Origin of the sequence: Halorubrum californiense DSM 19288 (assembly GCF_000336875.1) — an archaeon.
GTDB classification, from domain to species: Archaea; Halobacteriota; Halobacteria; order Halobacteriales; family Haloferacaceae; genus Halorubrum; species Halorubrum californiense.
In genome coordinates, this window is sequence record NZ_AOJK01000015.1 from 24,221 (window position 1) to 49,703 (window position 25,483).

General features: G+C 69.1%; 28 protein-coding genes, 1 tRNA gene and 1 pseudogene. 16 read left to right on the forward strand and 14 right to left on the reverse strand.

The features are described 5' to 3' along the window. Nucleotides 1–71: 71 nt before the first annotated feature. Nucleotides 72–740, forward strand: a complete 669-nt coding sequence (locus tag C463_RS02870; RefSeq protein ID WP_080510760.1) for an MjaI family restriction endonuclease — start codon at nucleotides 72–74, stop codon at nucleotides 738–740. 44 nt (nucleotides 741–784) lie between these two features. After that, nucleotides 785–1,897: a DNA-methyltransferase gene (locus C463_RS02875; protein WP_008440912.1), complete on the forward strand. Its 1,113-nt coding sequence runs from the start codon at nucleotides 785–787 to the stop codon at nucleotides 1,895–1,897. Between the two features lie 195 nt (nucleotides 1,898–2,092). On the opposite strand, the gene C463_RS02880 is transcribed toward C463_RS02875, so the two are convergent. Beyond that, a tRNA-Val gene (locus C463_RS02880) sits at nucleotides 2,093–2,166 on the reverse strand. 61 nt (nucleotides 2,167–2,227) lie between these two features. Between C463_RS02880 and C463_RS02885 the strand changes: the two genes are divergently transcribed. The 3 genes from C463_RS02885 to C463_RS02895 all read left to right on the forward strand — a co-directional run bounded on the left by C463_RS02885 (nucleotide 2,228) and on the right by C463_RS02895 (nucleotide 4,013). Beyond that, nucleotides 2,228–2,716, forward strand: coding sequence for a DUF192 domain-containing protein (locus C463_RS02885; protein WP_008440913.1), 489 nt, complete (start codon nucleotides 2,228–2,230; stop codon nucleotides 2,714–2,716). 67 nt (nucleotides 2,717–2,783) lie between these two features. After that, nucleotides 2,784–3,200 (forward strand): SHOCT domain-containing protein, encoded by a 417-nt coding sequence (locus C463_RS02890; protein WP_008440914.1) that lies wholly within the window; start codon nucleotides 2,784–2,786, stop codon nucleotides 3,198–3,200. A 132-nt stretch (nucleotides 3,201–3,332) separates the two neighbouring features. After that, a complete protein-coding gene (locus tag C463_RS02895) occupies nucleotides 3,333–4,013 on the forward strand; it encodes a hypothetical protein (RefSeq protein ID WP_008440915.1) in 681 nt (226 codons plus the stop codon). A gap of 50 nt (nucleotides 4,014–4,063) precedes the next feature. On the opposite strand, the gene C463_RS02900 is transcribed toward C463_RS02895, so the two are convergent. The 4 genes from C463_RS02900 to C463_RS02915 all read right to left on the reverse strand — a co-directional run bounded on the left by C463_RS02900 (nucleotide 4,064) and on the right by C463_RS02915 (nucleotide 8,485). Continuing rightward, the gene (locus C463_RS02900) at nucleotides 4,064–5,209 is read right to left on the reverse strand and encodes an ABC transporter ATP-binding protein (protein ID WP_008440916.1); all 1,146 of its coding nucleotides are present in this window, start codon (nucleotides 5,207–5,209) and stop codon (nucleotides 4,064–4,066) included. A gap of 111 nt (nucleotides 5,210–5,320) precedes the next feature. Beyond that, the gene (locus tag C463_RS02905) at nucleotides 5,321–6,259 is read right to left on the reverse strand and encodes a carbohydrate ABC transporter permease (RefSeq protein WP_008440917.1); all 939 of its coding nucleotides are present in this window, start codon (nucleotides 6,257–6,259) and stop codon (nucleotides 5,321–5,323) included. Beyond that, entirely contained in the window at nucleotides 6,256–7,317 is a 1,062-nt protein-coding gene (locus C463_RS02910) for a carbohydrate ABC transporter permease (protein WP_394295259.1), read from the reverse strand. The genes C463_RS02905 and C463_RS02910 overlap by 4 nt, the downstream gene beginning before the upstream one ends. A 10-nt stretch (nucleotides 7,318–7,327) precedes the next feature. Further along, complete coding sequence (locus tag C463_RS02915) at nucleotides 7,328–8,485, reverse strand: ABC transporter substrate-binding protein (RefSeq protein ID WP_193365855.1); 1,158 nt, start codon at nucleotides 8,483–8,485, stop codon at nucleotides 7,328–7,330. Between the two features lie 466 nt (nucleotides 8,486–8,951). On the opposite strand from C463_RS02915, the gene C463_RS02920 reads away from it, so the two are divergent. From C463_RS02920 to C463_RS02935, 4 genes are all read left to right on the forward strand, one after another. Beyond that, complete coding sequence (locus tag C463_RS02920; RefSeq protein ID WP_008440920.1) at nucleotides 8,952–10,001, forward strand: AAA family ATPase; 1,050 nt, start codon at nucleotides 8,952–8,954, stop codon at nucleotides 9,999–10,001. Continuing rightward, nucleotides 9,998–10,642, forward strand: coding sequence for a protein sorting system archaetidylserine decarboxylase (locus C463_RS02925; RefSeq protein WP_049905468.1), 645 nt, complete (start codon nucleotides 9,998–10,000; stop codon nucleotides 10,640–10,642). Before C463_RS02920 ends, C463_RS02925 begins: the two co-directional genes overlap by 4 nt. A gap of 147 nt (nucleotides 10,643–10,789) precedes the next feature. Next, entirely contained in the window at nucleotides 10,790–11,440 is a 651-nt protein-coding gene (locus C463_RS02930) for an HVO_2922 family protein (RefSeq protein WP_008440923.1), read from the forward strand. Nucleotides 11,441–11,530: 90 nt separating this feature from the next. Then, nucleotides 11,531–12,712, forward strand: coding sequence for a DNA primase large subunit (locus tag C463_RS02935; protein WP_008440924.1), 1,182 nt, complete (start codon nucleotides 11,531–11,533; stop codon nucleotides 12,710–12,712). A gap of 91 nt (nucleotides 12,713–12,803) precedes the next feature. Here C463_RS02935 and C463_RS02940 read toward each other — a convergent pair whose 3' ends face one another. The 5 genes from C463_RS02940 to C463_RS02960 all read right to left on the reverse strand — a co-directional run bounded on the left by C463_RS02940 (nucleotide 12,804) and on the right by C463_RS02960 (nucleotide 15,426). Further along, nucleotides 12,804–13,019 carry a DUF7472 family protein gene (locus C463_RS02940; protein WP_008440925.1) on the reverse strand — a complete coding sequence of 72 codons (216 nt, stop codon included), beginning with the start codon at nucleotides 13,017–13,019 and terminating at the stop codon, nucleotides 12,804–12,806. 58 nt (nucleotides 13,020–13,077) lie between these two features. Then, on the reverse strand, nucleotides 13,078–13,269 hold the full coding sequence (locus C463_RS02945; RefSeq protein ID WP_008440926.1) for a hypothetical protein: 192 nt from the start codon (nucleotides 13,267–13,269) through the stop codon (nucleotides 13,078–13,080). 114 nt (nucleotides 13,270–13,383) lie between these two features. Beyond that, complete coding sequence (gene rpl12p / locus C463_RS02950) at nucleotides 13,384–13,728, reverse strand: 50S ribosomal protein P1 (RefSeq protein ID WP_008440928.1); 345 nt, start codon at nucleotides 13,726–13,728, stop codon at nucleotides 13,384–13,386. Nucleotides 13,729–13,744: 16 nt separating this feature from the next. Continuing rightward, nucleotides 13,745–14,791, reverse strand: coding sequence for a 50S ribosomal protein L10 (locus C463_RS02955; RefSeq protein ID WP_008440931.1), 1,047 nt, complete (start codon nucleotides 14,789–14,791; stop codon nucleotides 13,745–13,747). Then, nucleotides 14,788–15,426, reverse strand: coding sequence for a 50S ribosomal protein L1 (locus C463_RS02960; RefSeq protein WP_004597651.1), 639 nt, complete (start codon nucleotides 15,424–15,426; stop codon nucleotides 14,788–14,790). Before C463_RS02960 ends, C463_RS02955 begins: the two co-directional genes overlap by 4 nt. Before the next feature lie 316 nt (nucleotides 15,427–15,742). Here C463_RS02960 and C463_RS02965 point away from each other — a divergent pair, with 316 nt between their 5' ends. Together C463_RS02965 and C463_RS02970 are read left to right on the forward strand one after the other, a co-directional pair. Next, nucleotides 15,743–17,287, forward strand: a complete 1,545-nt coding sequence (locus C463_RS02965; protein WP_008440932.1) for an acyl-CoA carboxylase subunit beta — start codon at nucleotides 15,743–15,745, stop codon at nucleotides 17,285–17,287. Then, the gene (locus C463_RS02970; RefSeq protein ID WP_008440933.1) at nucleotides 17,287–17,628 is read left to right on the forward strand and encodes a hypothetical protein; all 342 of its coding nucleotides are present in this window, start codon (nucleotides 17,287–17,289) and stop codon (nucleotides 17,626–17,628) included. Before C463_RS02965 ends, C463_RS02970 begins: the two co-directional genes overlap by 1 nt. A gap of 233 nt (nucleotides 17,629–17,861) precedes the next feature. Here the strand turns inward: C463_RS02970 and C463_RS02975 are convergent, their stop codons facing one another. Beyond that, nucleotides 17,862–18,113 carry a hypothetical protein gene (locus C463_RS02975; RefSeq protein ID WP_008440934.1) on the reverse strand — a complete coding sequence of 84 codons (252 nt, stop codon included), beginning with the start codon at nucleotides 18,111–18,113 and terminating at the stop codon, nucleotides 17,862–17,864. A 109-nt stretch (nucleotides 18,114–18,222) separates the two neighbouring features. Here C463_RS02975 and C463_RS02980 point away from each other — a divergent pair, with 109 nt between their 5' ends. After that, nucleotides 18,223–20,082, forward strand: coding sequence for an acetyl-CoA carboxylase biotin carboxylase subunit (locus tag C463_RS02980; protein ID WP_008440936.1), 1,860 nt, complete (start codon nucleotides 18,223–18,225; stop codon nucleotides 20,080–20,082). A gap of 502 nt (nucleotides 20,083–20,584) precedes the next feature. Here the strand turns inward: C463_RS02980 and C463_RS02985 are convergent. Both C463_RS02985 and C463_RS02990 read right to left on the reverse strand, forming a co-directional pair. After that, a pseudogene (locus C463_RS02985) lies at nucleotides 20,585–21,428 on the reverse strand (3-keto-5-aminohexanoate cleavage protein). Beyond that, nucleotides 21,425–21,688, reverse strand: a complete 264-nt coding sequence (locus tag C463_RS02990) for a hypothetical protein (protein ID WP_008440938.1) — start codon at nucleotides 21,686–21,688, stop codon at nucleotides 21,425–21,427. Before C463_RS02990 ends, C463_RS02985 begins: the two are co-directional and overlap by 4 nt. Nucleotides 21,689–21,798: 110 nt before the next feature. Here C463_RS02990 and C463_RS02995 point away from each other — a divergent pair, with 110 nt between their 5' ends. From C463_RS02995 to C463_RS03005, 3 genes are all read left to right on the forward strand, one after another. Beyond that, nucleotides 21,799–22,146 carry a hypothetical protein gene (locus C463_RS02995; RefSeq protein ID WP_008440939.1) on the forward strand — a complete coding sequence of 116 codons (348 nt, stop codon included), beginning with the start codon at nucleotides 21,799–21,801 and terminating at the stop codon, nucleotides 22,144–22,146. Between the two features lie 160 nt (nucleotides 22,147–22,306). Further along, nucleotides 22,307–22,777 carry a TRAM domain-containing protein gene (locus C463_RS03000; RefSeq protein ID WP_008440947.1) on the forward strand — a complete coding sequence of 157 codons (471 nt, stop codon included), beginning with the start codon at nucleotides 22,307–22,309 and terminating at the stop codon, nucleotides 22,775–22,777. Between the two features lie 132 nt (nucleotides 22,778–22,909). Further along, nucleotides 22,910–23,395, forward strand: a complete 486-nt coding sequence (locus C463_RS03005; protein ID WP_008440949.1) for a Tfx family DNA-binding protein — start codon at nucleotides 22,910–22,912, stop codon at nucleotides 23,393–23,395. Nucleotides 23,396–23,425: 30 nt separating this feature from the next. Here C463_RS03005 and C463_RS03010 read toward each other — a convergent pair whose 3' ends face one another. Further along, the gene (locus C463_RS03010) at nucleotides 23,426–24,487 is read right to left on the reverse strand and encodes a succinylglutamate desuccinylase/aspartoacylase family protein (protein ID WP_008440950.1); all 1,062 of its coding nucleotides are present in this window, start codon (nucleotides 24,485–24,487) and stop codon (nucleotides 23,426–23,428) included. A 125-nt stretch (nucleotides 24,488–24,612) separates the two neighbouring features. Here C463_RS03010 and C463_RS03015 point away from each other — a divergent pair, with 125 nt between their 5' ends. Beyond that, nucleotides 24,613–25,440 (forward strand): MBL fold metallo-hydrolase, encoded by an 828-nt coding sequence (locus C463_RS03015; protein ID WP_008440953.1) that lies wholly within the window; start codon nucleotides 24,613–24,615, stop codon nucleotides 25,438–25,440. The last annotated feature ends 43 nt before the right edge of the window (nucleotides 25,441–25,483 follow it).

Below are 25,483 nucleotides of genomic sequence, written 5' to 3' on the forward strand. Positions count from 1 at the left end.
ACATACCTCCGGTTCCATGCTATTGACTCCGTAGCCATGTGCTTTTCACATGTTGACATGTACATCGAATGATGTCTGACAGAGATGAGTTCAGAATTTCTGTGGAAGAGCGTGACCGGCTGGTCTCTGAAGAAGTCGAGGACTTTCCGGTCGACAATCCGAAGTACACGACGTACCTGCTGCGGCCCGCGGTCAACCTCTCACAATCTAATCGTCCGAAAGTCGTCGGACAGATGAGCGATATCATCGAAGAGTTCCGGCAGAAGCACCCCGACGGAACGTTCGAGGATTGGGTGACTTACTACAAAACAGAGTACGACGGCGACGATCGGCTCGAAGAAGCGACCGACATCGCCTACCCGATGGTCGAGAAGATGCGGCAGGCGTTCGAGCAGATCGACGAGGAGATGACACACGACTTCCTCCGCGATCTGGTCCTGTTCAAAACCTACGAGGGGTTCGACATTCAGGAAGCGGTACTGCGCAAATTGGGTGAACTGTACGACGAAGACGCAACTCGCGCGACCGCTGCGGACGAAAGCAAGGGTATTGACGGATACATCGGCGAGCAGCCCGTCCAAATCAAACCGACCACGTACCCGGACGACCTTCAGGAGGGGATCGACGTTCCGATCGTCACCTACGACGAAAATAAGTCGAACAAAGCGATGCGAGTCGACGCATCCGAAGTAACCGACGAGATAGGCGTCGAACCCGTATACGGGGGCGACTCGCGCTGAACGCCACCAATAACTACAAACGCCCGCGTGAGTAGCTTCCTCGTATGAAAACTGCCCACGATATTTTCATCGGAAACTCGAACTCGCTCTCGGAGATCGAAGACGACGGCGTCGAACTCGTCGTCACTTCCCCTCCGTACCCGATGATCGAGATGTGGGACGACCTCTTCTTTTCGCTCAATTCGGATATCGAAACGACACTCGACGAGGGCGACGGTCGGCGGGCCTTCGACCTGATGCACGAGGAACTCAACGAGACGTGGGACGAGGTGAACCGCGTCCTCGTGGACGGCGGCATCGCGTGCATCAACATCGGCGACGCGACTCGGAAGGTGGACGACAGTTTCAGAGTGTACCAGAACCACGCGCGCATCACCGAGTACTTCGACGAACTGGGGTTCGAACCCCTTCCGGACATCCTCTGGCGAAAGCCCGCCAATTCGGCGGCGAAGTTCATGGGGTCGGGGATGATGCCGCCGAACGCGTACGCGACCCTCGAACACGAGTACCTGCTCGTCTTCCGTAACGGGAAACAGAGCCGGGAGTTCCCGTCCGGGACCGACGTCCGATACGAGTCGGCGTACTTCTGGGAGGAGCGCAACGAGTGGTTCTCCGACGTGTGGGAAGACGTTCGCGGCGCGTCCCAAGCGCTGACGGACGCGGACAGCGAACTCAGAGACCGCTCGGCCGCGTACCCGCTGGCGGTACCGTACCGGCTCATCAACATGTACAGCGTCTACGGGGACACGGTCCTCGACCCGTTCTGGGGAACCGGGACGACCTCTCTGGCGGCGATGATCGCCGCTCGGAACTCCGTCGGATACGAACTCCGAGAGGAGTTCGTGGAGGTGTTCGACACGGAGGTCGCCGACGTGGCGGAACTCGCTCACGCCACGGTGTCGAAACGAATTCGCGACCACGAGGCGTTCGTCGAACAGCGCTTGGCGGACGGCAAGGAGTTCAAATACGACGCCGAAAACTACGACTTCCCGGTGACGACGAAACAGGAGAAACCCCTCCAACTCTACACGATCGACGGCGTCGAGCAGACGGAGACCGGATACGCCGTCACGCACTCTCCGTACAACGAGTCGGAGCCGATCGACGGGGGCTCGGACGGTCAAGAACAGGCAACCCTCGGGAGTGGGTTCCAGTAACCGTCCTCACCTCTACCCGCACCCTCAAACACGACGTTGCTGTCGCTCGCGAAATTGCTCGCGACAGCAATAGTGGGCTCGGGCGGGTTCGAACCTCACTCACTCCGCTCGCTTCGCTCGCTCCGTTCCCTGCTTCGAACCCGCCCTCGAACAGTCACAGCGGCGCCGCTCACGAGTTGTTCGCGGCGCCGAAAGTGGGCTCGGGCGGGTTCGAACCGCCGATCTCAGCCTTGTAAAGGCCGCGTCATAACCAGCTAGACCACGAGCCCTCACCCGTCTGAACCCGCCGAGAGCGGAAAACGATTTCCTTCCGCGACGCGAACCCCGACCGTGAACCGCCGCCTCGTCGGTGTCGCGGCCGCGCTCGCGCTGTTCGCCCTCGTCGGCGTCGCCGTTGCCGCCGCGAATCCGGCCCTCCTGATCACCGGCTACGACACCGTCACGGTCGAGGCCGTCGACGGTGACACCGGCGAGTCGCTCGCGACCGTCGAGGCACGGGTCGCCGACGGGTTCGTGAAGCGGTACGTCGGACTCTCCGCGACCGACGACCTCGACGCGGGCGAGGGGATGCTGTTCGTCCACGGCGACTCCGCGGAGCGCGCCTACGTGATGCGCGACATGGCGTTCGCGCTCGACATCGTCTTCTCCGACGCGAACGGCACGGTCACGACGATCCACGAGGCGGAACCGGAGTCGCGGCCGCTCACCCGCTACGAGGGGACCGGCCGCTACGTTCTCGAAGTGCCCCGGGGGTGGAGCGACCGCCACGGCGTCGACGCGGGCGATCGACTGGTGATCGAGGGCCGCGCGGCCGCGTGAGGGCCGCCTCGCCCCGCCGCGGGCCGCCGACGAAACCGCTTTGGGCCTCGCAGGCGTCGCCTCGACCATGACCGCACTCGCCCGCCGGCTCGCGTGGAACCTCCGCCACCGCTGGCGGCGGATGTTCGCGCTCTGCGTCGTCGGCGCCGGCGTCGCCGCCCCGTTCCTCACCAACCTCTGGTGGACCCTCCCGCTCGTGTGGTTTTTCGGCCTCGTCATCGCCCTCCCCGTCCTCCACACCCTGACGAAGCCGGTCCCGGACGACGACCCCGACGACCAGGACGACGCGACCGGCGACCCCGCGCTCGACGCCCTCCGCGAGCGGTACGCCAACGGCGACATCGACGAGCGGGAGTTCGAGCGCAAGCTCGACCGCCTGCTGGAGACCGAAGACGCCGAGACGGTCGCCGACCCGGGAGACGGCGACGTCACCGACCGCGTCCGCGAGGGGGTCCGACGCGAGATGGAGCGGCTCCGAGAGTGACCGACCCGCGCTCCGCGCGGCGGGCGCGACCGACACCGTTTTGCGGACCGACGGCGACGCGGTCGAACGTGTTCGAACCGACCGACAGCCGGCGGGCGCGCGGCACCGCCGGGCCGCCGCGGGGTGCGTGAAATGTTCGTCGAGGCCCTCCGCTCTCCGGTCGCCGACCGGACGCGGCTGGACGGCACCGCGACGTGCCTCGCGGCGCTGTTCCTCGGCGGCGCACTGCTTCGGATCGCGGCCCGCCTCTGGCCCGACTGGGCGCTTTTGGCCCCGCTCCTGCTCGCCGTCGGCCCGCTCGCCGCGTTCCTCGGCCTCCTCGGGGGCGTGCTCGCGGGCGAGGGGTTCCCCGCGGTCCTGACGAGCGCCACGGCACGGCTCGCTGCGCGGCTCTTCGGCGCCGCCGCCGTATACCTCTCCCCGGCGGCCGTCACCCTCGCCGGCGTCGGCTACGCCGTCGCTGCCGGACAGGTCCCGAGCGCGCTGAGCGGCGTGGGCCTCGCGACACTTTCGACCGTCGCGCTGCTCGTCACGGTCGTCTGTGCGTACCTCTTCCCGTCGGCGGCCGCCGTGAGCGTCCGCGAGGGGCTCCGGGCCGGCCTCCGGCGGGACGCCCTCGCCGGGACCGCCTCTAGCTCGTACTTCCTCGCGTGGGTCGGCGCGACGGTCCTCGTCGTCGTCGCGTGGACCGCGCTCGCGGCCACGGCCACGCGGAGCGTCGCGGCGCTCGTCGCCCTCTGCTGGAGCGCGTACGCCCACGTCGCCGCCGCGGCGCTGATCGCCGACGGCGTCGACCGGACGAAGTACTGGTGAGTCGGGGCGAGAGGACGATTAAAAAAATCCGCGCCGACGCGTGGCGCCGGTCAGAGGTCGACTTGGTCGGCCGCGTCCTTCATCGACCGGTTGTGGAGCGCCTCGCCCGTGCTTCGGTCGAAGAGGTGGATCGCGTCCTCCGGGATCCGCGCAGTCACCGTGTCGCCCTCGCTGACCCGGTTGAACCCGTCTATCGTCGCGACGAGCACCGACGCGTGTTCGGGGGCGGCGTCCGGGTCGAAGTGGAGGTACACCGTGTTCTCGTCGCCCATCGGCTCGACGACGTCGACGGTCGTCTCGAACTCGTGGTCGCCGGCCTCGTCGACGAGTTCGACGGCTTCGGGGCGGATCCCCAAGACGAGGTCGCTCGCGTCGCCGAGGTCTGCCCGGACGTCCGCATCGATCGGGTACTCGAACTCGTCCCCGACGAGCCGGTCGTCCTCCAGCGTCACGTCGAAGAAGTTCATCGACGGTTCGCCGAGGAAGCTCGCGACGAACTGGTTGGACGGCTCGTGGTAACACTCCAGCGGCGTCGCGATCTGCTGGAGTTCGCCGCCGTCGAGGATGGCGATCCGGTCGCCCATCGTCATCGCCTCCGTCTGGTCGTGGGTGACGTACACCGTCGTCACGCCGAGGTCGTTCTGGAGCCGCTGGAGTTCGGTCCGCATCTCCGCGCGGAGCTTCGCGTCGAGGTTGCTCAGCGGCTCGTCCATCAGGAACACCTCGGGGTCGCGGACGATGGCGCGGCCGAGCGCGACGCGCTGCTGTTGGCCGCCGGAGAGGTCGCTCGGCTTCCGGTCGAGCAGGTTCGAGATGCCGAGCATCTCGCCCGTCTCCGAGACCATCCGGTTGATCTCGTCGTCCGGGAGGTCCGTCGACTCCTCTAGGCCGAACGACATGTTCTGTCGGACGCTCATGTGCGGGTAGAGCGCGTACGACTGGAACACCATCGCGATGTCCCGGTCCTGTGATTTCACGTCGTTGACGACGCGGTCGTCGATGCTGAGCGTGCCGGCGGTGATCGTCTCCAGACCGGCGACCATCCGGAGCGTCGTGGACTTCCCGCAGCCGGACGGACCGACGACGACGAGGAACTCGCCGTCGTCGATCGACATCGAGACGTCGTCGACCGCGACGATCTCCTCGTCTCCGTCCTGGAACGTCTTCGTTATCGAGTCGAGTTCAAGCGTTGCCATGTCTTTGTGTTGTGGTCGGTGTCGTGTGGTCGTTCGCGCGCCGCGCCGCCTCGCAGTCCGGCCGCCGTCGCCCGGGGCGACGGCCGCCGCCGGCCGATGCCGGCGTCCGGGTCACGCCGCCACCCCCTCGGCGAACTCCTCGCCGAAGAAGATGTACACCGCCAGCGTCGGCAGCGCCGCGAAGAACGCTCCGGCCATCCGGAGCGCGAAGTCCTGCCCTTCCAGCGAGGTCCCGAGGCCCGCGAGGATCAACACGACGGGCGCCGCGGGGCTCGACTCGGTCGAGACGAGCACCAGCGTGAACAGGAGGTCGTTCCAGATCTGGGTGAACTGATAGATGAGGACGACGGCGAACATCGGCCCCGACAGCGGGAGGACGATCCGGCGGTACACCCGGCGGAGCGTCGCCCCGTCGAGGCGGGCCGACTCGATCATCTCCTCGCTCATCGTCTTGTAGTACGTCCGGAACAGGAGCGTACAGATCGGGATCCCGTAGGCGACGTGGGTGATCACCAGTTCGACGATGCCGGCGTAATCGTTCGAGATGCCGAGCGCCCAGACGAACGACAGCAGTTGGTCGAGCTGGGCCCACTGCGACCAGAACTGGGTCAGCGGCACCAGCACGGCCTGATACGGGATGAAGATCCCGGCGATGATGAGCATCAACACGACCGCCTTGTACGACTTCTTCCAGGTCGGGATCGTCAGCCCGTACGCCGTAATGCTCCCGACGACCGCCGAGATGACCGTCGCGGGCACGGCGTACAGCAGGCTGTTCCCCATTCCGCGGAGCAGGGCGTCGATCGCCGTCTGCCACTTCTCGAAAGTGAACCCGGACGGTCCGGGCGGCGCGAACGGCGCCGTCTCGATGATCGCGGTTCCGGTCTTGAACGACGTCACCAGCCCGGATTCGATCGGGACCAGGTAGAACACCGCCGCGAAGGCCAAGACGAGGTACAGCGCGGCGTCTTCGATCGTCACTCCCCCGAGGTTCCACCGGGTGTCCGCCGTCGCGCCGCCGCCGTCGGTTCGAAGTTCTTCGTCGCTCATAGGTTATCCCTCCGGTATTCGTAGACGAGGTACGGGCCGATGACGCCGAGCGCCATCGCGAACAGGACGATCGCGATCGCCGACCCGTACGCCCAGTTGAGGTTCGCGTACGCCTCGCGCACCATCTTCGTCGCGAGGATGTCGGCGCCGTTCGGCGGTCGGTACCCCCCCACCAGCGAGTAGAGGAAGTCGAACGCCTTCATGCCGAACACCATCAGCACGACGGCGGCGCTGATCGTCGCGCCCTTCAACTGCGGAATGATCACGCGCCAGTACATCTTCAGGCTCGACGCGCCGTCGACCTTGGCCGCCTCGTAGTGTTCCCGCGGAATCGCGCGCAGGCCGGCGAGGTACACGACCATCGCGTACCCCGAGAACTGCCACATCAACGCGAAGATGATCGCGTAGAGGACGATATCCTGATTACCGAGCCAGCTCACCGGACCGAGACCGAACGTCCCGATGACGCTGTTGGCGATCCCGTTGTTGTAGTTGTAGATCCACAGCCAGAACTGGGCGGTGACCACGAACGAGAGGCTCATCGGCAGGAGGTAGATCGTCCGGAACGAGTTCTCGAACCGGATCCCCCTGTCGATCAGGATGGCCAGCAGCAGGCCGACCGCGAGTGTCCCCATCGTGAACAGGACGAGCAGGATGAGCGTGTTGACCGCGGCGTCGATGAACCCGGAGTCCGCGAACGCCCGGGTGTACATCTCGAAGTCGAGGTTCGAGTAGTCCGGCGCGTTCTCGAAGCGCTCGTAGTCGGTCAGCGAGATGAGGAGGTTCCAGATGACCGCACCGTAGACGAACAGTCCCATCAGCAGGAACGGCGGGAGCCAGAATATCGACGACTCCATGAAGTCGCTCCCGAACCGACGGTCCAAGGCCGCCTTGAGGCGCGCCGTCGCGCCTTGGTCCGGCTCCGTCGGCGAGTCGGCCGCGGGGCCGTCGCTCACGACGCCGCCGTCGGCGCGCACCTCGCCGTCATTCGGGCGTGGCTCGTCGTCCCCCGAGGAGGGCCTGATCGTCCGGTACAATCGACGATAAAAATCGAGCATCGCGTGGTGCTCAGTTCGACACGGCGTCTAGGAAGCCCGTCGTCGCCGCGTCGACGTTGTACGGGCCGGTGAACTCCGAGGAGATGACCTCGTTGAGCGCCGTCATCGTCTCGGAGGCGACGCCGAGTCCGTGCTGGAGGTTCGGCGGCCGGTACTCCGCGTTCGCGAAGTCTTCGGCCGTCTCCTGCAGGTACGGACCGAACTCGTCCATGCTCACGTCGGTACGGGTCGGGATCGACCCCTTGAACTGGTTGAAGGCGATCTGGGCCTCCGGACTGCCGACGAACGCTTCCCAGGTCTTCGAGGCCTCGGGCGTCGGGTTGTTCGCCGGGTAGATGAACGAGTCGAAGTGGAGGGGGTACATCCCCTCCGTGCCGGGGAACGTCTTGAAGCCCCAGTCGTCGCCGTACTCGAAGTCCTCGGCGTTCCGGAACGCGCCGGCCGCCCAGTTACCTTGGTGGATGAAGGCGGCGTCGCCGTTGATGATGTTCTGGTTCGACTCGGTCAGCCCGATCGAGGACGCGTCCTCGCTGACGTAGTTCTCCAGCATCTCCGCGGTCCGCTCGAACGCGGCGCGGACGGCCTCCTCGTCGCCGTCGCCCGCGAGGAAGTCCATGTACGGCTGGTAGCCGTTCTCGCCGAGCATCACGGCACCCCACAGCTGGGTCGTCGTCCAGGTGCCAGACATCCCGTGGGTCATCGGGATCGCGTCGGTCTCGCTGGAGACCGTTTCCAAGGCGTCGATGAGCGCCGAGGGACTGTTGAGCGAGTCGACGTCGATGCCCGCGTCCTCGACGACCGAGGTGTTATAGAACAGGCAGTTCAGCCGGTGGGAACCGAGCGGCACGGCCCGGTAGCTGCCGCCCTGCTGGTGGAGTTCGACGGCCTCGTCGACCATCGCGTCCTCGAACCCGTTCTCCTCCCAGACGTCGTCGACGCTGCCGAGGACGCCCTCGTAGCGCTCGAGGTTCGGACCGGGCCAACCGGCGAACGCCCCCGGCGGGTCGTCGCTCTGAAGCCGGTTCGCGACGACGGCGTCGAGGTTCTGGTTGCCGCCGCCGCCGATGGCGTTCATGTTGAGGCCCGTGTCGGAGTGCGCCTCGTTGAACGCCTCTTCGAGCGCCTCGGCCGCCGCGGCGCCGTCGCCGCCGGTCCAGCCGTGTAGCACTTCGACGGGGTCACCGCTGCCGCCGTCGCCGCCATCGCTGCCATCTCCGCCGTCGCCGCCGGAACAGCCGGCGATCCCCACGGTTGCGAGGCTCCCGGCGCCGGCCACATAGTGGCGACGGGTGAGTCTGCTCTCCGAATCGGCACTGTTGTCACGTGACATGTGTCCACGGATTCGGCTGGCCAGTACTTAACGATTGATGTTCATTTACTCGAAATCCTATTAAAAACTCAATACGGATGAGGATGCCGAAGAACTTCTCTAACCGATTTTGTGGGAGTAATGTCGGCTACTTGCGTACCGGCAACACCCAATTTCTAAACGGCCCACACGGGGGTGATCGTAACAAAATGGCGCTCGATCGGCACCGGCTCGGGATTCCTCTCCCCGTCGATACCGGCGGCGACTCCCCGTCTCGGCGCGCCGACCGACCGATTCTTGAGCGCCCGGACCGGACCAACACGGTATGGACGGACCGCTATGGATAGACACGCACGCGCCCGAACTCGACGAGATCCGGCAGGACGAGGCCCGCGACCGCCTGCGCCGGGCCGTCGACGAGCCGATGAATCTCGTCGTCCAAGGACCCCCGGGGGTCGGGAAGACGGCGGCCGCGCGGGCGCTCGCCGACGCGTCGCACGCCGACCCGGACGCCGACCTGATCGAGATCAACGTCGCCGACTTCTTCGGCCGGACGAAAAAGGAGATCCGGACCGACCCGCGGTTCGAGGGGTTCCTGGCGGGGCGGAGCGGCATGGCGAAACGCGACATGATAAACCGCGTGCTGAAGGAATCGGCGTCGTACGCGCCGATGTCCGGCGAGTACAAGACGATCCTCCTGGACAACGCGGAGGCGATCCGCGAGGACTTCCAGCAGGCGCTGCGCCGCGTGATGGAGAAGCACCACCGGACCACCCAGTTCGTGATCGCGACTCGCCAGCCCTCGAAGCTCATCGCCCCGATCCGGTCGCGCTGCTTCCCGGTCCGCGTGCGCTCGCCGACGACGGACGAGACGATAGACGTCCTCGCGACGATCTGCGACCGCGAGGGCGTCGACTACGACGGTGACGGGCTGGAGTTCGTCGCCAGCGCGGCCGGCGCCGACCTCCGCGAGGCGATCCTCTCGGCGCAGGCGACCGCGGTCGAGGGCGACGAGATCACCATGTCGACCGCCTACGAGACGCTCGGCGAGGTGGGCGACGACGACGCGCTCCGCGAGGCGCTCGCCGCCGCCCGGAGCGGCGATCTGACGGACGCCCGCTCGACGCTCGACGACCTCCTCGACGAGGGGTACGACGGGGGGGAGCTGCTCCGCGAGACGCTCCGCGTCGCCCGCGCCGGTTCCGAGTACGGCGGCGACGACCTCGCGCGGCTCCACGCGCTCGCGGGCGGGGCCGACCTCGACATGTCCGACGGGCTCGACGACACGACCCACCTCGTCCACCTGCTCGCGGCGTGGGCGGCGGGGCGGACCGAGCTGTCGCCCGAACTGCGGGACGCGGAGGCGGCCCCGTGAGCCGGAGCCCGCCGCTCTCACGGCTCCTCCCGTTCCCGGTGGTCGACGCCGCGTGGAACTTGGCGCTCGTCCCGGCGCTCGCGGGCGCCGTCGCGCTGCCGTTCGTCCCGCCGGTCGGCGCCGCGCTCGTCGCGACCGCGCTCGGGATCCTCTGGTTCCACCGCGACCCGGAACGCGACCCGGCGACGGGCGACGAGACGGTCGTCTCCCCGGCCGACGGCACCGTCTCCGTGGTGCGCGAGGAGGGGTCGCGGCTCCGCGTCGGCGTGTTCATGAACGTCACCGACGTCCACGTCAACCGCGCGCCGCTCGCCGGCGAGGTCCGCGAGGTCCGCCACCGGCCCGGCGCGAACCGCCCCGCGTTCGACAAGGAGTCGGACCGCAACGAGCAGGTCGCGATCGACTTCGGCGAGTACGAACTGCTCGTCATCGCGGGCTGGTTCGCCCGCCGGATCCACCCGTCGGTCGAGGCCGGCGACCGCGTCGAGCGCGGCGACCGCGTCGGCCACGTCTCGTTCGGCTCCCGGGCGGACGTGGTGTTGCCCGCGGACGTGACCCGAGCGGACCTGCTGGTCACCGAGGGCGACAGCGTGCGCGCGGGCGAGACGATCATCGCGGAGCGACCGCGCGACGACGAGTAACCGCGCCGCCGCGCGACGACAGCCGACTTCCCGCCGCGGGACGACGGACGGCCTCCCGCCGCGGGACGACAGTCACCCTCCCACCGCGGGACGGATTCCGCCGAGTCGGGCATACGCTTTTGTTTCACGCGCGAGACCGTTTTCCCGATGGCAGACGAGACACTCCACGAGTCGAGCCGACCGCGGACCCGACAGGGACTGGCCACGTACCTTCGCCGGATCGCCCAGGCTCTCGGGCGCGGCGACCCGGTACCGGTCGACGAGGCGGGCGCGGTGACGGTCGACGCGGCCGGGACCAGCGACGTCGAAGTCGAGCTCGAACGCGAGGACGGGACGGTCCACTTCGAGGTCGAGATGGAGTGGCCCGACGAGGAGGCCGCGGTCGACCTCGACGCGGCCGCGAGCAAGGCGACGTTCGAGCTGTACGCCGACAGCGCCGACGACTACCGCTGGCGGCTCCGCCACGACAACGGCAACATCATCGCCGACGGCGGCGAAGGGTACACCGACAAGCGCGACGCCCGTTCGGGGATCGAGAGCGTCCAGCGGAACGCGCCGGGCGCGCACATCGTCGACGTCTCGCGCGACGAGGCGGCGCCCGACGAGGGCGGCAGCGACGCCGTCTTCGAGCTGTTCCGCGACAACCAAGAGAAGTACCGCTGGCGGCTCGTCCACGAGAACGGGAACATCATCGCCGACAGCGGGCAGGGGTACGCCTCCAAACAGAAGGCGAAACAGGGGCTCCGCAGCGTCAAGTCGAACGCGCCGGGCGCGGCGGTCGAGGAGCCCGAGGAGTAGCTCGCGGCCGCGCCGCGGTCCGCCTTCGTCTCGCTCGACCGACCGCGGACCGCACCGCTTATTCGCCGGCCCTCACTACCTCGGGCCGACATGGACGCGCTCGACGCCAAGTACCCGTTCTTCGGGAGCGCCCGCGAGGCGGTCGCCGAGGCCGCGGTGTCGCTGCCGGAGCTCGTCGCGGCCGACGCCCCGGCCGTCGAGCGCGCCCGCGAGCGCGTCGAGCGCGCCCTCCTCGAAGGGACCGTCGCCGCCGAGAGCGGCGCGTTCCCCGGCGAGTCGGCGTCCGACACGCAGGCGGAGCTGCTCTCGTACCCCATCGCGCGGATCCTCGTCTCGCTGCTCGACTCCGACCCCGCCATCGAGAAGTACGCCGCCGCGGAGGCGGCGACCGCCATGGAGCGGGTCCGCCGCGACCTCGAAACGGACGACGAGCTGCGGTCGGTCTCGTCCGCGACGGTCGGGCTCGACGACCTCCTCGCGGAGTTCGACCTCGCGGACGCCGTGCGCCCGGACGCGACCGCCCCGGCCGGCGTCCGCGGCGGCCCGGGAGCCGGGACCGCAGCCGGCGCGAGCGGCGGAACCGGGGGCGGCCGCGACCCCGACCACTACCGGATCGACGTCGGCCCGTACCTCCGGCTGACCTCCCCCGAGTGGGGGGACTCGTGGCGGCTGGTCAACCGCGCGCTCGCCGACGGCGCGGTGCGCGTCTCCCGCGAGGAGCTGCTGGCGGCGCTGGAGGCCGCCGTCGAGGCGCGGGTCGCCGAGGGGCTCCCCTTCGAACTGGGCGCCGACGAGGAGATCGCCGCGGCGCTGGAGTCGCGCGTCGCCGACCTCCGACGGCTGCTCTCCGAGCGGACGTACGCCGAACCGCCGGACGTCGTCGCTCCCGCGCTGTTCCCGCCGTGTATGACGAACCTGATCGAGAAGGCCGAGCGCGACGCCGCGCTCTCCGCCGCGGAGTCGTTCGCGCTGATGTCGTTCCTCGTCGGCATCGGGATGACGCCCGACGAGGTCGTCGCGTTCTGCGCCGACACCAGCCTCGACGCCGAGGGGATCCGCTACCAGACCGAGTTCCTGACCGACGACCGGGGTACCCAGTACCCGCCGCCGACCTGCGAGACGCTCGCGAACTACGAGATCTGCCACAACGAGGACGACCACATGCAGGTCGCGGCCGACCCCCTCTCGTACTACGAGAAGCGGGTGGCCGCCGCCGGCGACGTGACCGACTGGCGGGACGGCCGCGAGACCGACGGGGCGAACGAGGCGTGAACGCCGCCGGTCGGACGAAACCTCTCAATGCGTGAACGCCGTGCGGCGGACGCGGAAAACGGGTTAAAAGAGCGGTGACGGGCCGAGCGGTCTACGGCTCGTCTTTCGCCCGCATCAGGTACGTCCCGACGCCGGCCATCAGGAGGACGAACCCGGCCAACAGCGCGACGAGCGCGATCGCTCCCGACGCCGGGAGGACCGTCGACCCGCCGAAGGTGACCCCGATGGCGACCAGCCCGACGATGAACACCGCGGCCGCCGCCAGCGAGACCGTGATCTGCCGACGGAGCTCCGCGTCGATTTCCATGTGTGCGGCTTCCCGTCGCCGCTAAAAAAGGACTTCGATGGGCTTCGCACCCGACCGCTCAGTTCGCGAGGTGCGTGATATCCCGCCGTAGGGTGTATCCGCGCGGCACGCCGACGATCTTCAGACACTCGCCGCACAGCACCCGCTCGTAGTTGCGGTTGGTCTCCTTCTCCAGCAGTGAGACGTCCCCGAGCGGGAACACCGACTCGCATCGGTCGCACTCCGCCTTGTCGCCGTCGACGATCTTCATCGGCTCTCCGTTGCCGAGATCGGCATATAAACTCGCGGACGGCGTTATCACTCCGGATACTGACGCGTCGCGAAAAATTGGTGGTCGGTCGGGGTCTGCGTCGGGGACGCCGGCTCAGCCGAAGAGCTCGCCGAGCCCTTCGCCGCCGTCGCCCTCTTCCTCGTCGTCGTCGTCCGCCTCGTCGTCGGCGTCGGCCTCGTCGGCCTCGTCGTCGTCGTCCGCCTCGTCGGCGGACGCGTCGGCGTCCGCGGAGCCGCCCGAGGCGGCGCCGGCGGCGGGGGCCGCGGCGGCCGTCTCGATGGCTTCCTCGATGTCGACGTCCTCCAGCGCGGCGACGAGCGCCTTGACGCGGGACTCCTCGACGTCGACGCCGGCGGCTTCCAGCACGCCGGTGACGTTGTCTTCGTTGATCTCTTCGCCAGTCTCGTTCAGGATGAGCGCAGCGTAAACGTATTCCATTGGTGTGTACCTCGTGTTATCCGAACATCGCGCCGAGTCCGTCGCCGCCGTCGTCGCCGTCGTCGTCGGCTTCGTCGTCGGTGTCGGCCTCCTCGGCGTCTTCCGTGTCTTCGTCCGCCTGTTCCTCCTCCTCGTCGGCGTCGTCCGCCGCCGGCTCCGCGGCCGGCGCGGCCTCGACGCCCTGGAGCTCCTCGGGGAGCGCCTCCTCGTCGTCGATCTGTGCCGCGAGCGCGCGCAGCTGGGCGTCGGCCTTCCCGATCAGGTCGGGCACGACGTCCGGGCTCTCGATCTCCGCGAACAGGCCGACGGACTTCGCCTCGCCGGACGCCTTCGCGAGAAGGGCGCCGGCGGTGGCGGCCGTCGGGTACGCGGCGTTGACAGAGAGGTTACGCGCGGCAGCCGCGGCCGACTGGATGTCCGCCTCGTACTCGTCGACGTCGAGTTCGAGCTCGTCGGGCTCGAAGAGGACGCCCTCGGAGTAGACGGCCCGCAGGTCGAGTCCGACTTCCTTGGGCTCGATGCCGAGCTCGACGAGGACGTTCGCGAGGTCGTCGTCGACGACCTCGCCCTCCTCCAGCACGGTCGAGTCCTCGGTGACCTTGATCGAGCCGTCCATGATGCGGGCGGACGCGCCCACGGTCTGGAGCTCGCCGACGAACGGTCCCGGGTCGACGCCGGTGTCGCCCTCGGGGATCACGATGTCGTTGGGGGTCACCTCGCCCGCGTTGATCGGGGCGGGGGTCTTCGAGGCTTCGAGCTGTTTGAAGAGGCCGAACGGGTTGTCGTTGGTGCCGACGAGCGCCACTTGGCCGCTGACGTACTCCGTCAGCGCCTCGACGCCGTCGTCGACCTCGTCGAGCGCCCGGTTCGTGAGCGTGTTGCGGCTCATGCGAACGGCGGCCGAGCCGTGGAGCTCCCGGCGCATGGCCTGGAGCTGTCGGCTCGGGATGCCGGCCACGCCGACGATCCCGATGGACTGGTAGGAGTCGATGAACTCGACGAGTTCGGCGACCTCCTCGCGTTTCCACTCGGGGATCGTCTCGGTCTTGCGGACCGAGCTCATACGGGCACCTCCTTCGCGGGACCCATCGTGGTCTTCACGTAGATCCCGTCGATGTTGAGCGGGCCCTTCTCGAGGTCTGCTTCGAGCCGCCGGATGATGACGTCGATGTTGTCCGAAATCGCGTCGGCGCCCATGTCCTCGGCGCCGACGCGGGTGTGGAACGTGCGCCGGTCGCGCGACCGGAGCTGCACCGTGTTCTTCATCCGGTTGACGGTCTCGACGATGTCGTCGTCCGGCTGTAGTGGGGTAGGCATTTTCCCGCGCGGACCGAGGACGGTACCGAGGTACCGACCGATGTCCTGCATCAGGTTGGCTTCGGCGACGAAGAAGTCGGTCTCGTCGGCCAGATCCTTAGCGCGGTCGTCGTCGTCTCCGAGGTCTTCGAGGTCGTCGCTGTCCAGCACTTCGTCAGCGACCTCCTCTGCGCGGACGGCGGTTTCGCCCTCCGCGAAGACGACGATCTGTGTCTCCTGCCCCGTTCCAGCCGGCAGCACGACGGACTCGTCGATACGGTTCGACGGATCGTTGAGGTCGAGGTCTCGCAGGTTGATCGCGATGTCCACGGTCTCGCGGAAGTTCCGCTCGGGCGCATCGTCGAGTGCGAGAGTTACGGCCTCTTGTATTGTGTCTGCCATTTTCACCTCCGTAGTACGCAGGTCGCTCCTACGGGTCAGTGAAACAGGCGAAGCCTGTCTCATCGGAGAGTGGTTCATCGGAGGTTTAAAAGCGTCGAACCGCCCGTCCCCGTGTGAACCGGAGGCAGGGCCGCTCCGGGTCGATCGCGTCGTCGAGCGCGGTCATCCGGGCACCGCCTCGCCCTCTCGCCGTCCCGCCGCCGACTCCGCGACGCGGCTTCGACGCGCGTCGAACGCCGAAACGTCGGATAGGGGAACCCTTTTGGCGTCGGTCGCCGACCCACGAGGTAATGACGCAGGGTGGTCCGCCGTGACGATGGACGACCGTATCGAGGATCTCCGGGAGCGCCGCGAGCGGGCGGCGAAGGGCGGGGGCGAAGACCGGATCCAGTCGCAACACGACAAGGGGAAGATGACCGCCCGCGAGCGGATCGACTACTTCCTCGACGACGGGACCTTCCACGAGTTCGATCGATTCCGCACCCACCGCAACCACACGTTCGGGATGGAGGAACAGCAGATCCCGGGCGACGGCGTGGTCACCGGCTACGGAGAGGTGAACGGCCGGAAGACGTTCGTCTTCGCGCACGACTTCACCGTCTTCGGCGGGTCGCTCGGCGAGGTGTTCGCCGAGAAGGTGTGTAAGGTGATGGACAAGGCGATGGACGTGGGCGCGCCCGTTGTCGGCCTCAACGACTCCGCGGGCGCCCGGATTCAGGAGGGGGTCGCCTCGCTCGGCGGCTTCGCGGAGATATTCCGGCGCAACACGGAGGCGTCTGGCGTGATCCCCCAGATCTCGGCGATCATGGGGCCGTGCGCCGGCGGCGCGGTGTACTCGCCCGCCATCACCGACTTCACGTTCATGGTGAAAGACACCTCACACATGTTCATCACCGGGCCGGACGTCATCGAGACGGTCACCGGCGAGGAGGTGAGCTTCGAGGAACTCGGCGGCGCGGTCACTCACTCCTCGACCTCCGGCGTCGCGCACTTCGCCGAGGAGAGCGAGGAGGAGGCGCTCGACAACATCGCGCGGCTGCTGTCGTACCTCCCCGCGAACAACGTGGAGGACCCGCCGCGCGTCGAGCCGTGGGACGACCCCGAGCGCGCGGACGACGAGCTCGCCGAGATCGTCCCCGACGCCCCTCGGAAGCCGTACGACATGAAGGACGTGATCGGGAGCGTCACCGACGAGGGCTCCTTCTTCGAGGTGCACGAGAACTTCGCGAAGAACATCGTCGTCGGCTTCGCCCGGCTCGACGGGCACTCGGTGGGGATCGTCGCGAACAACCCCCGCGTGAACGCCGGCACCCTCGACATCGAGTCGAGCCAGAAGGGCGCGCGGTTCGTCCGCTTCTGCGACGCGTTCAACATCCCCATCCTCACCTTCGAGGACGTGCCCGGCTTCATGCCCGGCACCGATCAGGAGCACAACGGGATCATCCGTCACGGCGCGAAGCTGCTGTACGCCTTCTCGGAGGCGACCGTCCCGCTGCTCACCGTCATCACCCGGAAGGCGTACGGCGGCGCCTACTGCGTGATGTCGTCGAAGCACATCGGCGGCGACGTCAACTACGCGTGGCCCACCTCGGAGATCGCGGTGATGGGGCCGAAGGGCGCGGTCAACGTCCTCTACCGCGAGGAGTTGGCCGAGGCCGACGACCCCGACGCGCGCAGACAGGAGCTCATCGACGAGTACCGTGAGGAGTTCGCGAACCCCTACACCGCCGCGGACCGCGGTTTCGTCGACGACGTCATCGAGCCGACCGAGACGCGCGCGCGCCTCGTCGAGGACCTGAAGATGCTGAAGGGGAAGAGTACGGACCGGCCCGCGAAGAAGCACGGCAACATCCCGATCTGATGGCGGCCGACGACGAACCGAGCCACGTCGAGACGGGTGTCGACGACGAGCCGTTCGACGGGGACCGACCCGCCGCGGACGCGGCCACGCTCGCCGGCCTCTCGATCCCGGACGACGCCCGCGACGACGAGGCGGCCGCCATCGCCGCCGCGGTCGCCGCCCATCTCCGGGACGGCGAACTCGCCGCCGCGGCCGCCGCGAGCGACGCGGACGAGGGGCGCGACGAGGACCGCTGGGCGTTCGCCGGCCGGATCGACCGGCTCCACAGTCGCCGGGTGCGCGTCCCCGCCGACGCGCCCGCCGACCCGTGGACCGCGGCCGGTCGCAGCGACCGGTTCTGAGCCGCGGGCGCGTCACTTCTTGCTTCCGTCCGGACGCTCACCCGCTTGACCCACCGCTGGTCGGGTAGCCGACACGTCGAACGGAGCCGCCGGACGCGGGGGCGTCCGGCCGCGTACATTCCCCCGACAGCGCGGCGTCGAACCGCTCCGCCGTCGACCCGGCCCCGCCGCAGGGCGCGTTCGATGATACGTCCGCTGACATATATACCTGTGGTAGCGACTCCCGCGGTCGCTCAGCGCGCCCCGTCGTCGCCGGCGTCCTCCCCGGCGGTCGCGGCGGTCGACTCGTCTCCGTCGTCGAGGCTCGTCGGCCCGCCCCGGTCCCCGAGCAGGCGGTTGAGCACGACTGGGACGACGGCCACGAAGGCCAAGAGCACGCCGACCCGAATTAGCAGCGACGCGTCGGTCGCGACCGTCAGTCCGAGGTAGACGGCGGCGCCGACCAACACCGAGGGCAGCACGTACGGGTTTCCGGCGTCGAGCATGCCTCAACGTGGCGCCCGCGACCCCCTTAATCGTCTCGGCACGAGCCGATCACTCGTCTCGACACGGACCGACAGAGTTTGGTAGCAGTTGGTGGAAGAACCGACAGGAATGTTCGATAAGGTTCTCGTGGCGAACCGCGGCGAGATCGCGGTCCGCGTGATGCGCGCCTGTGAGGAGCTCGGCGTCGACACCGTCGCCGTCTACAGCGACGCCGACAAGCACGGCGGCCACGTCCGGTACGCGGACGAGGCGTACAACGTCGGGCCCGCCCGCGCGGCGGACTCGTACCTCGACGGCGAGGCGGTCGTCGAGGCGGCGCGCTCGGCCGGCGCCGACGCGATCCACCCCGGCTACGGCTTCCTCGCGGAGAACGCCGACTTCGCGGCCCGCGTCGAGGCGGCCGACGGGATCACGTGGGTCGGCCCCGCAAGCGACGCGATGGAGCGGCTCGGCGAGAAGACCCACGCGCGCCGCGTGATGGACGACGCCGACGTGCCCATCGTCCCCGGGACGACGGAGCCCGTGACCGACGTCGAGGCCGTCACGGAGTTCGGCGACGAGTACGGCTACCCCGTCGCGATCAAGGCCGAGGGCGGCGGCGGCGGCCGCGGCATGAAGGTCGTCGAGAGCGCCGAGGAGGCCGAGGAGGCGCTCGAATCCGCGAAACGAGAGGGCGAGGCGTACTTCTCGAACGACTCGGTGTACCTCGAACGCTACCTCCAGACCCCGCGCCACGTGGAGGTCCAGATCGTCGCGGACGACCCGGGCGGGTCGGTGACCGAGGGCGACGTCGTCCACCTCGGCGAGCGCGACTGCTCGCTCCAGCGCCGCCACCAGAAGGTGATCGAGGAGGGGCCCTCCCCCGCGCTCTCCGACGAACTGCGCGAGAAGATCGGCGAGGCCGCCCGCCGCGGCGTCGCCGCCGCCGACTACACCAACGCCGGGACGGTCGAGTTCCTCGTCGAGGAGGACCCCGACCGGGACCCCGCGGAGCCGCTCGGCCCCGACACGCCGTTCTACTTCCTCGAAGTGAACACCCGGATTCAGGTCGAACACACGGTCACGGAGGAGCTGACGGGGATCGACATCGTCAAAGAGCAGCTCCGGGTCGCCAGCGACGAGGGGCTCTCCGTCTCACAGGACGACGTGGAGCTGGAGGGCCACGCGATCGAGTTCCGGATCAACGCCGAGAACGCCGCGAACGAGTTCCAGCCCGCCAACGAGGGGTCCTTAGCGACGTACGACCCGCCGGGCGGGATCGGCGTCCGCGTCGACGACGCGCTCCGGCAGGGCGACGAGCTCGTCACCGACTACGACTCGATGATCGCGAAGCTGATCGTGTGGGCCCCGGACCGCGAGGAGTGTCTCGCCCGCTCGAAGCGCGCGCTCGCGGAGTACGAGCTCGACGGGGTCGTCACCATCGTCCCGTTCCACCGGCTCATGCTCGACGATCAGCGGTTCGTCGACGGGACGCACACGACGAAGTACCTCGACGAGGAGCTCGACCGCGAGCTGGTCGCCGAGGCGCAGGAGAAGTGGGGCACGGAGTCCGCCGCCGCGGGCGACGACGACGACGAGGTGACCGAGCGAGAGTTCACCGTCGAGGTGAACGGCAAGCGCTTCGACGTGGAGCTTGAGGAGCGCGGCGCGCCCGCGATTCCGGTGCCCGAGAGCGGCGGCGGGGGCGGCCAGCAGCGACCCCCGCAGGCGACATCCGACGACGGCGGCGACGACGCGGTCGACGTCGCCGAGGGCGGGGAGGCCATCGAGGCGGAGATGCAGGGGACGATCCTCTCGGTCGACGTCGCGGAGGGCGACGAGGTCGCCGCCGGCGACGTGGTCTGCGTCCTCGAAGCGATGAAGATGGAGAACGACGTGGTCGCCGAGCGCGGCGGCACCGTCGCGAGCGTCCGCGTCGGCGAGGGCGACAGCGTCGACATGGGCGACGTGCTGATCGTACTGGAGTGAGATCGGGCGCTCTTCGGACCTGATAGTTTATAAATAACAGGCGGGGCCGCGGTGCGTAGCGCCGAACACTCGGCCGATTACTTATAAATAGTTGCTGGCGGATCGGCGGCGAACATCGCCAAGGTCCCAGTCGATCGGATATAAACAGGTGCCAGCAGATCGACCGCAGACACCGCCAAAGCCCCAGTCGCGAGGCGGGCGCACGCTCGCTGCGCTCCTCAGTCGCTCGCGCTGCTCGCTCCTTCCGGTGCTTACGTCGGGGTGCTTCGCCTCGCGGCTGCCCGTTTGAGTCCCACCCGCACCGCTCCGCACCACACCTCACACCTCCCCAGCCTCGTCGCTCACTCCGTTCGCGACTCCCTCGCGCGTGCGACTCACGGCCTCCGCTTCGCTCCGGCCGCTCGCAGGCACGCGCCACCGCATCGTTTTATAAGTAACCGTCGCCGCCTCCTGCGTCATTTAAATGCCATATCGCGACCGAGGTTCCCGGTCCGAAATCCCATCATCGCCCGCGCAGCCCCAGCAGCTCCCGCGTCTGGTCGGGCGTCGCCACGGGCCGACCGAGCTCCTCCGCGATCCGCGCCGCCCGCGCTACGAGTTGTTCGTTCGTCGCCAGTTCCCCGCGCTCGTAGTACCGGTTGTCCTCCAGTCCGACCCGGACGTGACCCCCGAGCAGCAGCGACTGGGTCGTCATGGGGAGCTGGTGCGGGCCGAACCCGATCACGTTGAACTCGACGCCCTCGGGCAGCGCCGCGACCCGATTGATCAGGTTCCGCGGGTGCGGCGGCGACGTGGTCCCGCCGCCGAACAGGAAGTTGAGGTACGGGGGGCCGTCGAGGTCGTCGAGGATCGCCAGCGACTCGTTCAGGTGGCCGTCGTTGAACACCTCCAGTTCGGGCTTGATTCCCCGTTCTTTCATCTCCGCGTGGAGCGACGCGACGAGTTCGCGGGTGTTCTCCGAGGTGAGCCGGTCGTAGCGGTTGAGCGGCCCCATGTCGAGCGACGCCATCTCCGGGGCCGGGTCGGTCCGGAGCGGCTCGTGCCGCAGGTCGTCAGGGGCCGCCGTCCCCCCGGTCGAGTGCTGGAGGACGGCGTCGTCGGTGGCCTCGCGGACCGCGTCGGCGACTTCCTGAAAGCGTTCGGCCGAGAAGGCGCGCTCTCCGTTCTCGCGGCGCGCGTGGAGGTGGAGTACGCTCGCGCCGGCGTCCTCGCAGGCGGCCGCGGCCGCCGCGATGCTCTTCGGGCGTCTCCGGGAGGTCCGGGTGCGCCTCCTTCCCGTGGACGCCGCCGGTGAGCGCCGCCGTGACGATCGCCGGCTTCCCGTCGAGGTAGTCGTCGTAGGTCATCGGTCGGCGTCGGGCGCGTCGCGCTCGGCCGACGCCGCGTCCGGCGCCGTCTCCGACTCGGTGTCCGACGCGACCGCCGACTCGGTGTCCGCGTAGAACTCGCAGTCCGTCGCGGGGTCGAGGTCGTATCGCGCGTTACAGATGTCCGCGCGCATGGGCTGAACGAACGACTCCGTCACCGTACAGAACGCGCGGGCCGTGTCGAACGACTTCCCGTCGCCCGCCTCGCGGTATGCCAAGTGCTGGCACGTCTCGTCCATGGGGGCGGAGGCGGGGAAACGGCTTGAAACCACGCGTCGAGGGCCCCGCCCCGACTCGACGGTCCGATCTGACCGACGCTGTTTAACCGAACGCCCGAGAACGGGCGGACATGGAGCCGGTCGACGACTGGCGGTCGGCTATCGCCGAGGCCGAGGAGCTGACCGGCCCGATCGCCGCGGCCATCGTCGAGGCCCACGGCGACCGCGGGCAGCGCGCCATCGAGGCCGTCGGCGAGGGGCGCGTGAAGCGCTACCGCGACTTCACCGTCGTCGTGGGCCACGAGGACGAGTACGTGGTCGAGGACGGGGAGTGTAACTGCGCGGACGCGACGTACAACCTCGACGCCGACGACCCCGGCCAACGCTGCTGGCACGCCATCGCGGTCGACGTCGCGGACGCGCTCGGCGCCGTCGACCACCACGACATGTGGTACTCCGAGGTCCGCGAGTTCCTCTGAGGCCGCCGCCCGCGTCGTCCGCGCCGCCCGCGCCGCCGCTGCGTTGCCGTCGGACCGCCCACCGAAACAGCCGCCGTTCGCCCGCGTGAGTCGACGTTTTTGGCGAACGTCGGTCTGAGAGTCGAAAACGTTTACAACAGCGGCCGGTCTCCCCTACGGTATGGCGGACTGTCCACTCGCCGACGACTGCCCCAGCTTCGACGAACGGATCCAGGGGATGGGGTGTCAACACTACGGCAACAAAGGCGGCGCGGAGTGGTGTAACCACTACGACATGCCGATCTACGAGCTGAAACAGCAGCCGGTCCAGCCCGGCGAAGGGGTCGTCGTCGAGGTCGACGACATCCACGAGAGCGGCGCCGGCGTCGGGCGCACCGACGACGGGTTCATCGTCCTCGTCGACGGCCTCCTCCCGCCGGCGCGCGCCGAGGTCAAGATCCACCGCGTGAAATCGAGTCACGCGACGGCCCAAGAGGTGATCGAGCGCCTCCCCGACGACCCGGACGCGGAGGAGGGAGACGACGAGGCCGCCGACGGCGACGCGGCGGACGACGAGGACGACGAGCGGAGTCGCCCGAGCCGCACGGGCCGCGAACGGCTCGGCAGCCGCGAGAACTTCTGGGGCAAGTGACGGCGTCTCGGGGGAGCCCCACCCCACGGACAGTCCGGACGCCGTCGATCCGCCGCCCGCGCCGCCGTCCGCGCGCCGCACCCCACCGCGCGAAACCGCCGTTTTTTGAGCGACCGGCCCGTCGGTGACCACATGGCCGCAGACGACGGGCGACCCGACCCCGCCGACGTCGATGCCGACTCGATCCTCGAAGGGGCCGGCTTCGACGCCGACGAGAGCGTGCTCACGCGCCGACAGGCGGAGGTGTTGGCGCTCCGCGAGCGCGGGCTCCGGCAGTCGGACATCGCCGACCGGTTCGGCACCTCGCGCGCGAACGTCTCCAGCGTGGAGGCGAGCGCCCGCGACAACGTCGAGCGCGCCCGCGAGACGGTCGCGTTCGCGGAGGCGCTGTCCGCGCCGGTCCGCGTCGAAATCGAGTCGGGCACCGACCTCTACGACGCGCCGAAACGCGTGTACGACGCCTGCGACGAGGCGGGCGTGAAGGTGAACCAGACCGCGCCCGAGCTGATGAAGTCGATCGGCGACCGCGCGGGCGACGCGGTCCACGGCCGCGAGGTCCGCAGCCGGCTGTTCGTCACGGTCGCCGCCGACGGACGGATCCGCGTCCGGCGGCCGTAGCCCCGCCACACACCCCGGCTCTCGCCCTCTTCACACCCCGTCGATCCGCTCCGCGACGCCGACCAGCGTCGCGCCCGCGGTGACGGTCGCCTCCCGCGCGACCGAGTACGCGATCCCGTCGCGGTCGGCGCGCGCGACCTGGATCGTCTCGAACGTCGTCGGGTCGAACACCTCGCCGACCCGCTCCCCCTCAGTCACCCGATCCCCGACGGTGAGGTCGGGCTCGGGGACGAACAGCCCGGAGTCGTCCGCGGTCACCCGTCCGAGGTGGTTGCGCGCGACGACCCCGTCCCACGGCTCGGGCTCGCCGTCGAGCAGCCCCTCGTGCCGCAGCGCGCCGACCATCCCCGCCACGCCGGCCTCGACCGCCTCGGGAACGACCTCGCGGCTGTGGGCGAGTTCGGGCGTGATCGTCGGGATCCCCTCGCGCGTGGCGGCGACCCGGAACTTCCCGCCGAACCCGCGCTCGTCCCACTCGGTGTCGGCGTCGTCTCCGGCGGCCTCCGCGAGCAGGAGGTCGGTGCCGAACGCCTCCGCGAGCCCCCGGCAGGCGTCGTCGTCGCGCATGTACACCGCGTGCGTCGCCATCGACGGCGACCCGGTGTGGAGGTCGACGACCGCGTCGGCCTCGCTCGCGAACGCCCAGAGCCGAGCCGCCATCCGCTCGTGGAGCGACCCCTTCCTATCCCCGGGCCAACAGCGGTTCATGTTCGGCTGGCGCGAGTCGAGCGACTCCGGGGTCGTGTACGAGACCCGATCGAAGGTGAGCGGGTCGGCGACGGGCACCGTTACGAGCGTCCCGTCGAGGTCGGCGGCGGTCGGACCGCTTCCGGACCCGCTCTCGGCTCCGGACTCGTCCTCCGCGTCGCCCCCGACGAGCCGGTCGTGGAGCCGCCGGAGGACCGCGGTCCCGTTCACCTCCCGGCCGTGCTGGGCGGCCTGCGCGTAGATCACGGGAGTGTCTCCGGGCGCGTCGAGTTCGAGGCCGTCGTCGCCGTCGACGAGTTCCCCCTCGCCGTAGGCGTGGACGGTCGTCCGGATCGGCACGCCCGACGGGAGCCGCGCGAGTGTGAGGGTCCGACTGGTGTGCATGCGTGCGGCTCGGGTCGGCTCGGGGTTATACGTCCGGGGTGTCGCCGCGGCGCGGCCGCGGCAGTCCCCGATTGCTACCGCCCCCGACCGCGGACGCTAAGGCCGTGGCCCGCGCACGACGTTCCATGCGGGTCACCCTCCTCGGGACGGGCGACACGACGGGGACGCCGACGGTCGGCTGCGACTGCGACACCTGCGAGACGGCCCGCGAGCGCGGGGTGTCGCGGTCGCGCTTCTCCGTCCACGTCGCCAACGAGCGCACCGGCGAGTCGCTGCTCGTCGACTTCAGCCCCGACTTCAGACAGCAGTTCCTCGCGGCCGGCGTCCCCCTTCCGGACGCCGGGCTGGTGACGCACATCCACTTCGACCACCTCGACGGGCTGGGGAACGTCTACCGGCTCGTCGACGGGCTTCCCGTCCACGCGCCGTCGGAGACCGACCCCGCGACCGACGAGAGCGTCGCCGAGACGATCCGCGACAAGTACGACTACCTCGAAGACCGGATCGGCGTCCACGCCCGCGACCCCTTCGAGTCGTTCGAGACCTGCGGGTTCGAGGTGCGATTCGTCCCGGTCGACCACCCGCCGCTGCTGTGTTACGGCGTCGTGATCGAAGACCCCGAGACGGGGGCGAAGCTCTCGCTCACCGGTGACACCAGCTACGACGTCCCCGAGCGCTCCCGCGAGGCGCTCGCCGGCGCGGACCTGCTGCTCGCCGACGCCATCGTCCCGGCCTCGCTCTGTGAACACCACCCGATCGGCGGGCGCCACGAGGGGCCGGACGGCGTCCCGCGCACCTTCGGCACGAAGCACATGACCCGGGAGGGGGCACTCGCGCTCGCGGACGAACTCGACCCCGACCGGACGCGGCTCGTCCACCTCGCGCACTACTATCCCGCCGACGAGGCGTTCGAAGAGCCGCTCGCGGTCGACGGCGAAGTGTACGACCTGTAGCGAGCGCGACGACCCGCCGCGGACTGTATCCTTTTGTCTCGGT

Excerpts from the sequence above, each read along its gene's own strand:
- C463_RS02920 (WP_008440920.1), top strand. The coding sequence starts at position 8,952 with ATGGACGGACCGCTATGGATAGACACGCACGCGCCCGAACTCGACGAG.
- C463_RS03005 (WP_008440949.1), top strand. The coding sequence starts at position 22,910 with ATGGCCGCAGACGACGGGCGACCCGACCCCGCCGACGTCGATGCCGAC.
- C463_RS02960 (WP_004597651.1), bottom strand. The coding sequence starts at position 15,426 with ATGGCAGACACAATACAAGAGGCCGTAACTCTCGCACTCGACGATGCG.
- C463_RS02995 (WP_008440939.1), top strand. The coding sequence starts at position 21,799 with ATGGAGCCGGTCGACGACTGGCGGTCGGCTATCGCCGAGGCCGAGGAG.
- C463_RS02870 (WP_080510760.1), top strand. The coding sequence starts at position 72 with ATGTCTGACAGAGATGAGTTCAGAATTTCTGTGGAAGAGCGTGACCGG.
- C463_RS02990 (WP_008440938.1), bottom strand. The coding sequence starts at position 21,688 with ATGGACGAGACGTGCCAGCACTTGGCATACCGCGAGGCGGGCGACGGG.
- C463_RS03015 (WP_008440953.1), top strand. The coding sequence starts at position 24,613 with ATGCGGGTCACCCTCCTCGGGACGGGCGACACGACGGGGACGCCGACG.
- C463_RS02945 (WP_008440926.1), bottom strand. The coding sequence starts at position 13,269 with ATGAAGATCGTCGACGGCGACAAGGCGGAGTGCGACCGATGCGAGTCG.
- C463_RS03000 (WP_008440947.1), top strand. The coding sequence starts at position 22,307 with ATGGCGGACTGTCCACTCGCCGACGACTGCCCCAGCTTCGACGAACGG.
- C463_RS02975 (WP_008440934.1), bottom strand. The coding sequence starts at position 18,113 with ATGCTCGACGCCGGAAACCCGTACGTGCTGCCCTCGGTGTTGGTCGGC.
- C463_RS02900 (WP_008440916.1), bottom strand. The coding sequence starts at position 5,209 with ATGGCAACGCTTGAACTCGACTCGATAACGAAGACGTTCCAGGACGGA.
- C463_RS03010 (WP_008440950.1), bottom strand. The coding sequence starts at position 24,487 with ATGCACACCAGTCGGACCCTCACACTCGCGCGGCTCCCGTCGGGCGTG.
- C463_RS02935 (WP_008440924.1), top strand. The coding sequence starts at position 11,531 with ATGGACGCGCTCGACGCCAAGTACCCGTTCTTCGGGAGCGCCCGCGAG.
- C463_RS02910 (WP_394295259.1), bottom strand. The coding sequence starts at position 7,317 with ATGCTCGATTTTTATCGTCGATTGTACCGGACGATCAGGCCCTCCTCG.
- C463_RS02905 (WP_008440917.1), bottom strand. The coding sequence starts at position 6,259 with ATGAGCGACGAAGAACTTCGAACCGACGGCGGCGGCGCGACGGCGGAC.
- C463_RS02970 (WP_008440933.1), top strand. The coding sequence starts at position 17,287 with ATGGCGGCCGACGACGAACCGAGCCACGTCGAGACGGGTGTCGACGAC.
- C463_RS02930 (WP_008440923.1), top strand. The coding sequence starts at position 10,790 with ATGGCAGACGAGACACTCCACGAGTCGAGCCGACCGCGGACCCGACAG.
- rpl12p (WP_008440928.1), bottom strand. The coding sequence starts at position 13,728 with ATGGAATACGTTTACGCTGCGCTCATCCTGAACGAGACTGGCGAAGAG.
- C463_RS02890 (WP_008440914.1), top strand. The coding sequence starts at position 2,784 with ATGACCGCACTCGCCCGCCGGCTCGCGTGGAACCTCCGCCACCGCTGG.
- C463_RS02965 (WP_008440932.1), top strand. The coding sequence starts at position 15,743 with ATGGACGACCGTATCGAGGATCTCCGGGAGCGCCGCGAGCGGGCGGCG.
- C463_RS02955 (WP_008440931.1), bottom strand. The coding sequence starts at position 14,791 with ATGAGCTCGGTCCGCAAGACCGAGACGATCCCCGAGTGGAAACGCGAG.
- C463_RS02875 (WP_008440912.1), top strand. The coding sequence starts at position 785 with ATGAAAACTGCCCACGATATTTTCATCGGAAACTCGAACTCGCTCTCG.
- C463_RS02895 (WP_008440915.1), top strand. The coding sequence starts at position 3,333 with ATGTTCGTCGAGGCCCTCCGCTCTCCGGTCGCCGACCGGACGCGGCTG.
- C463_RS02940 (WP_008440925.1), bottom strand. The coding sequence starts at position 13,019 with ATGGAAATCGACGCGGAGCTCCGTCGGCAGATCACGGTCTCGCTGGCG.
- C463_RS02980 (WP_008440936.1), top strand. The coding sequence starts at position 18,223 with ATGTTCGATAAGGTTCTCGTGGCGAACCGCGGCGAGATCGCGGTCCGC.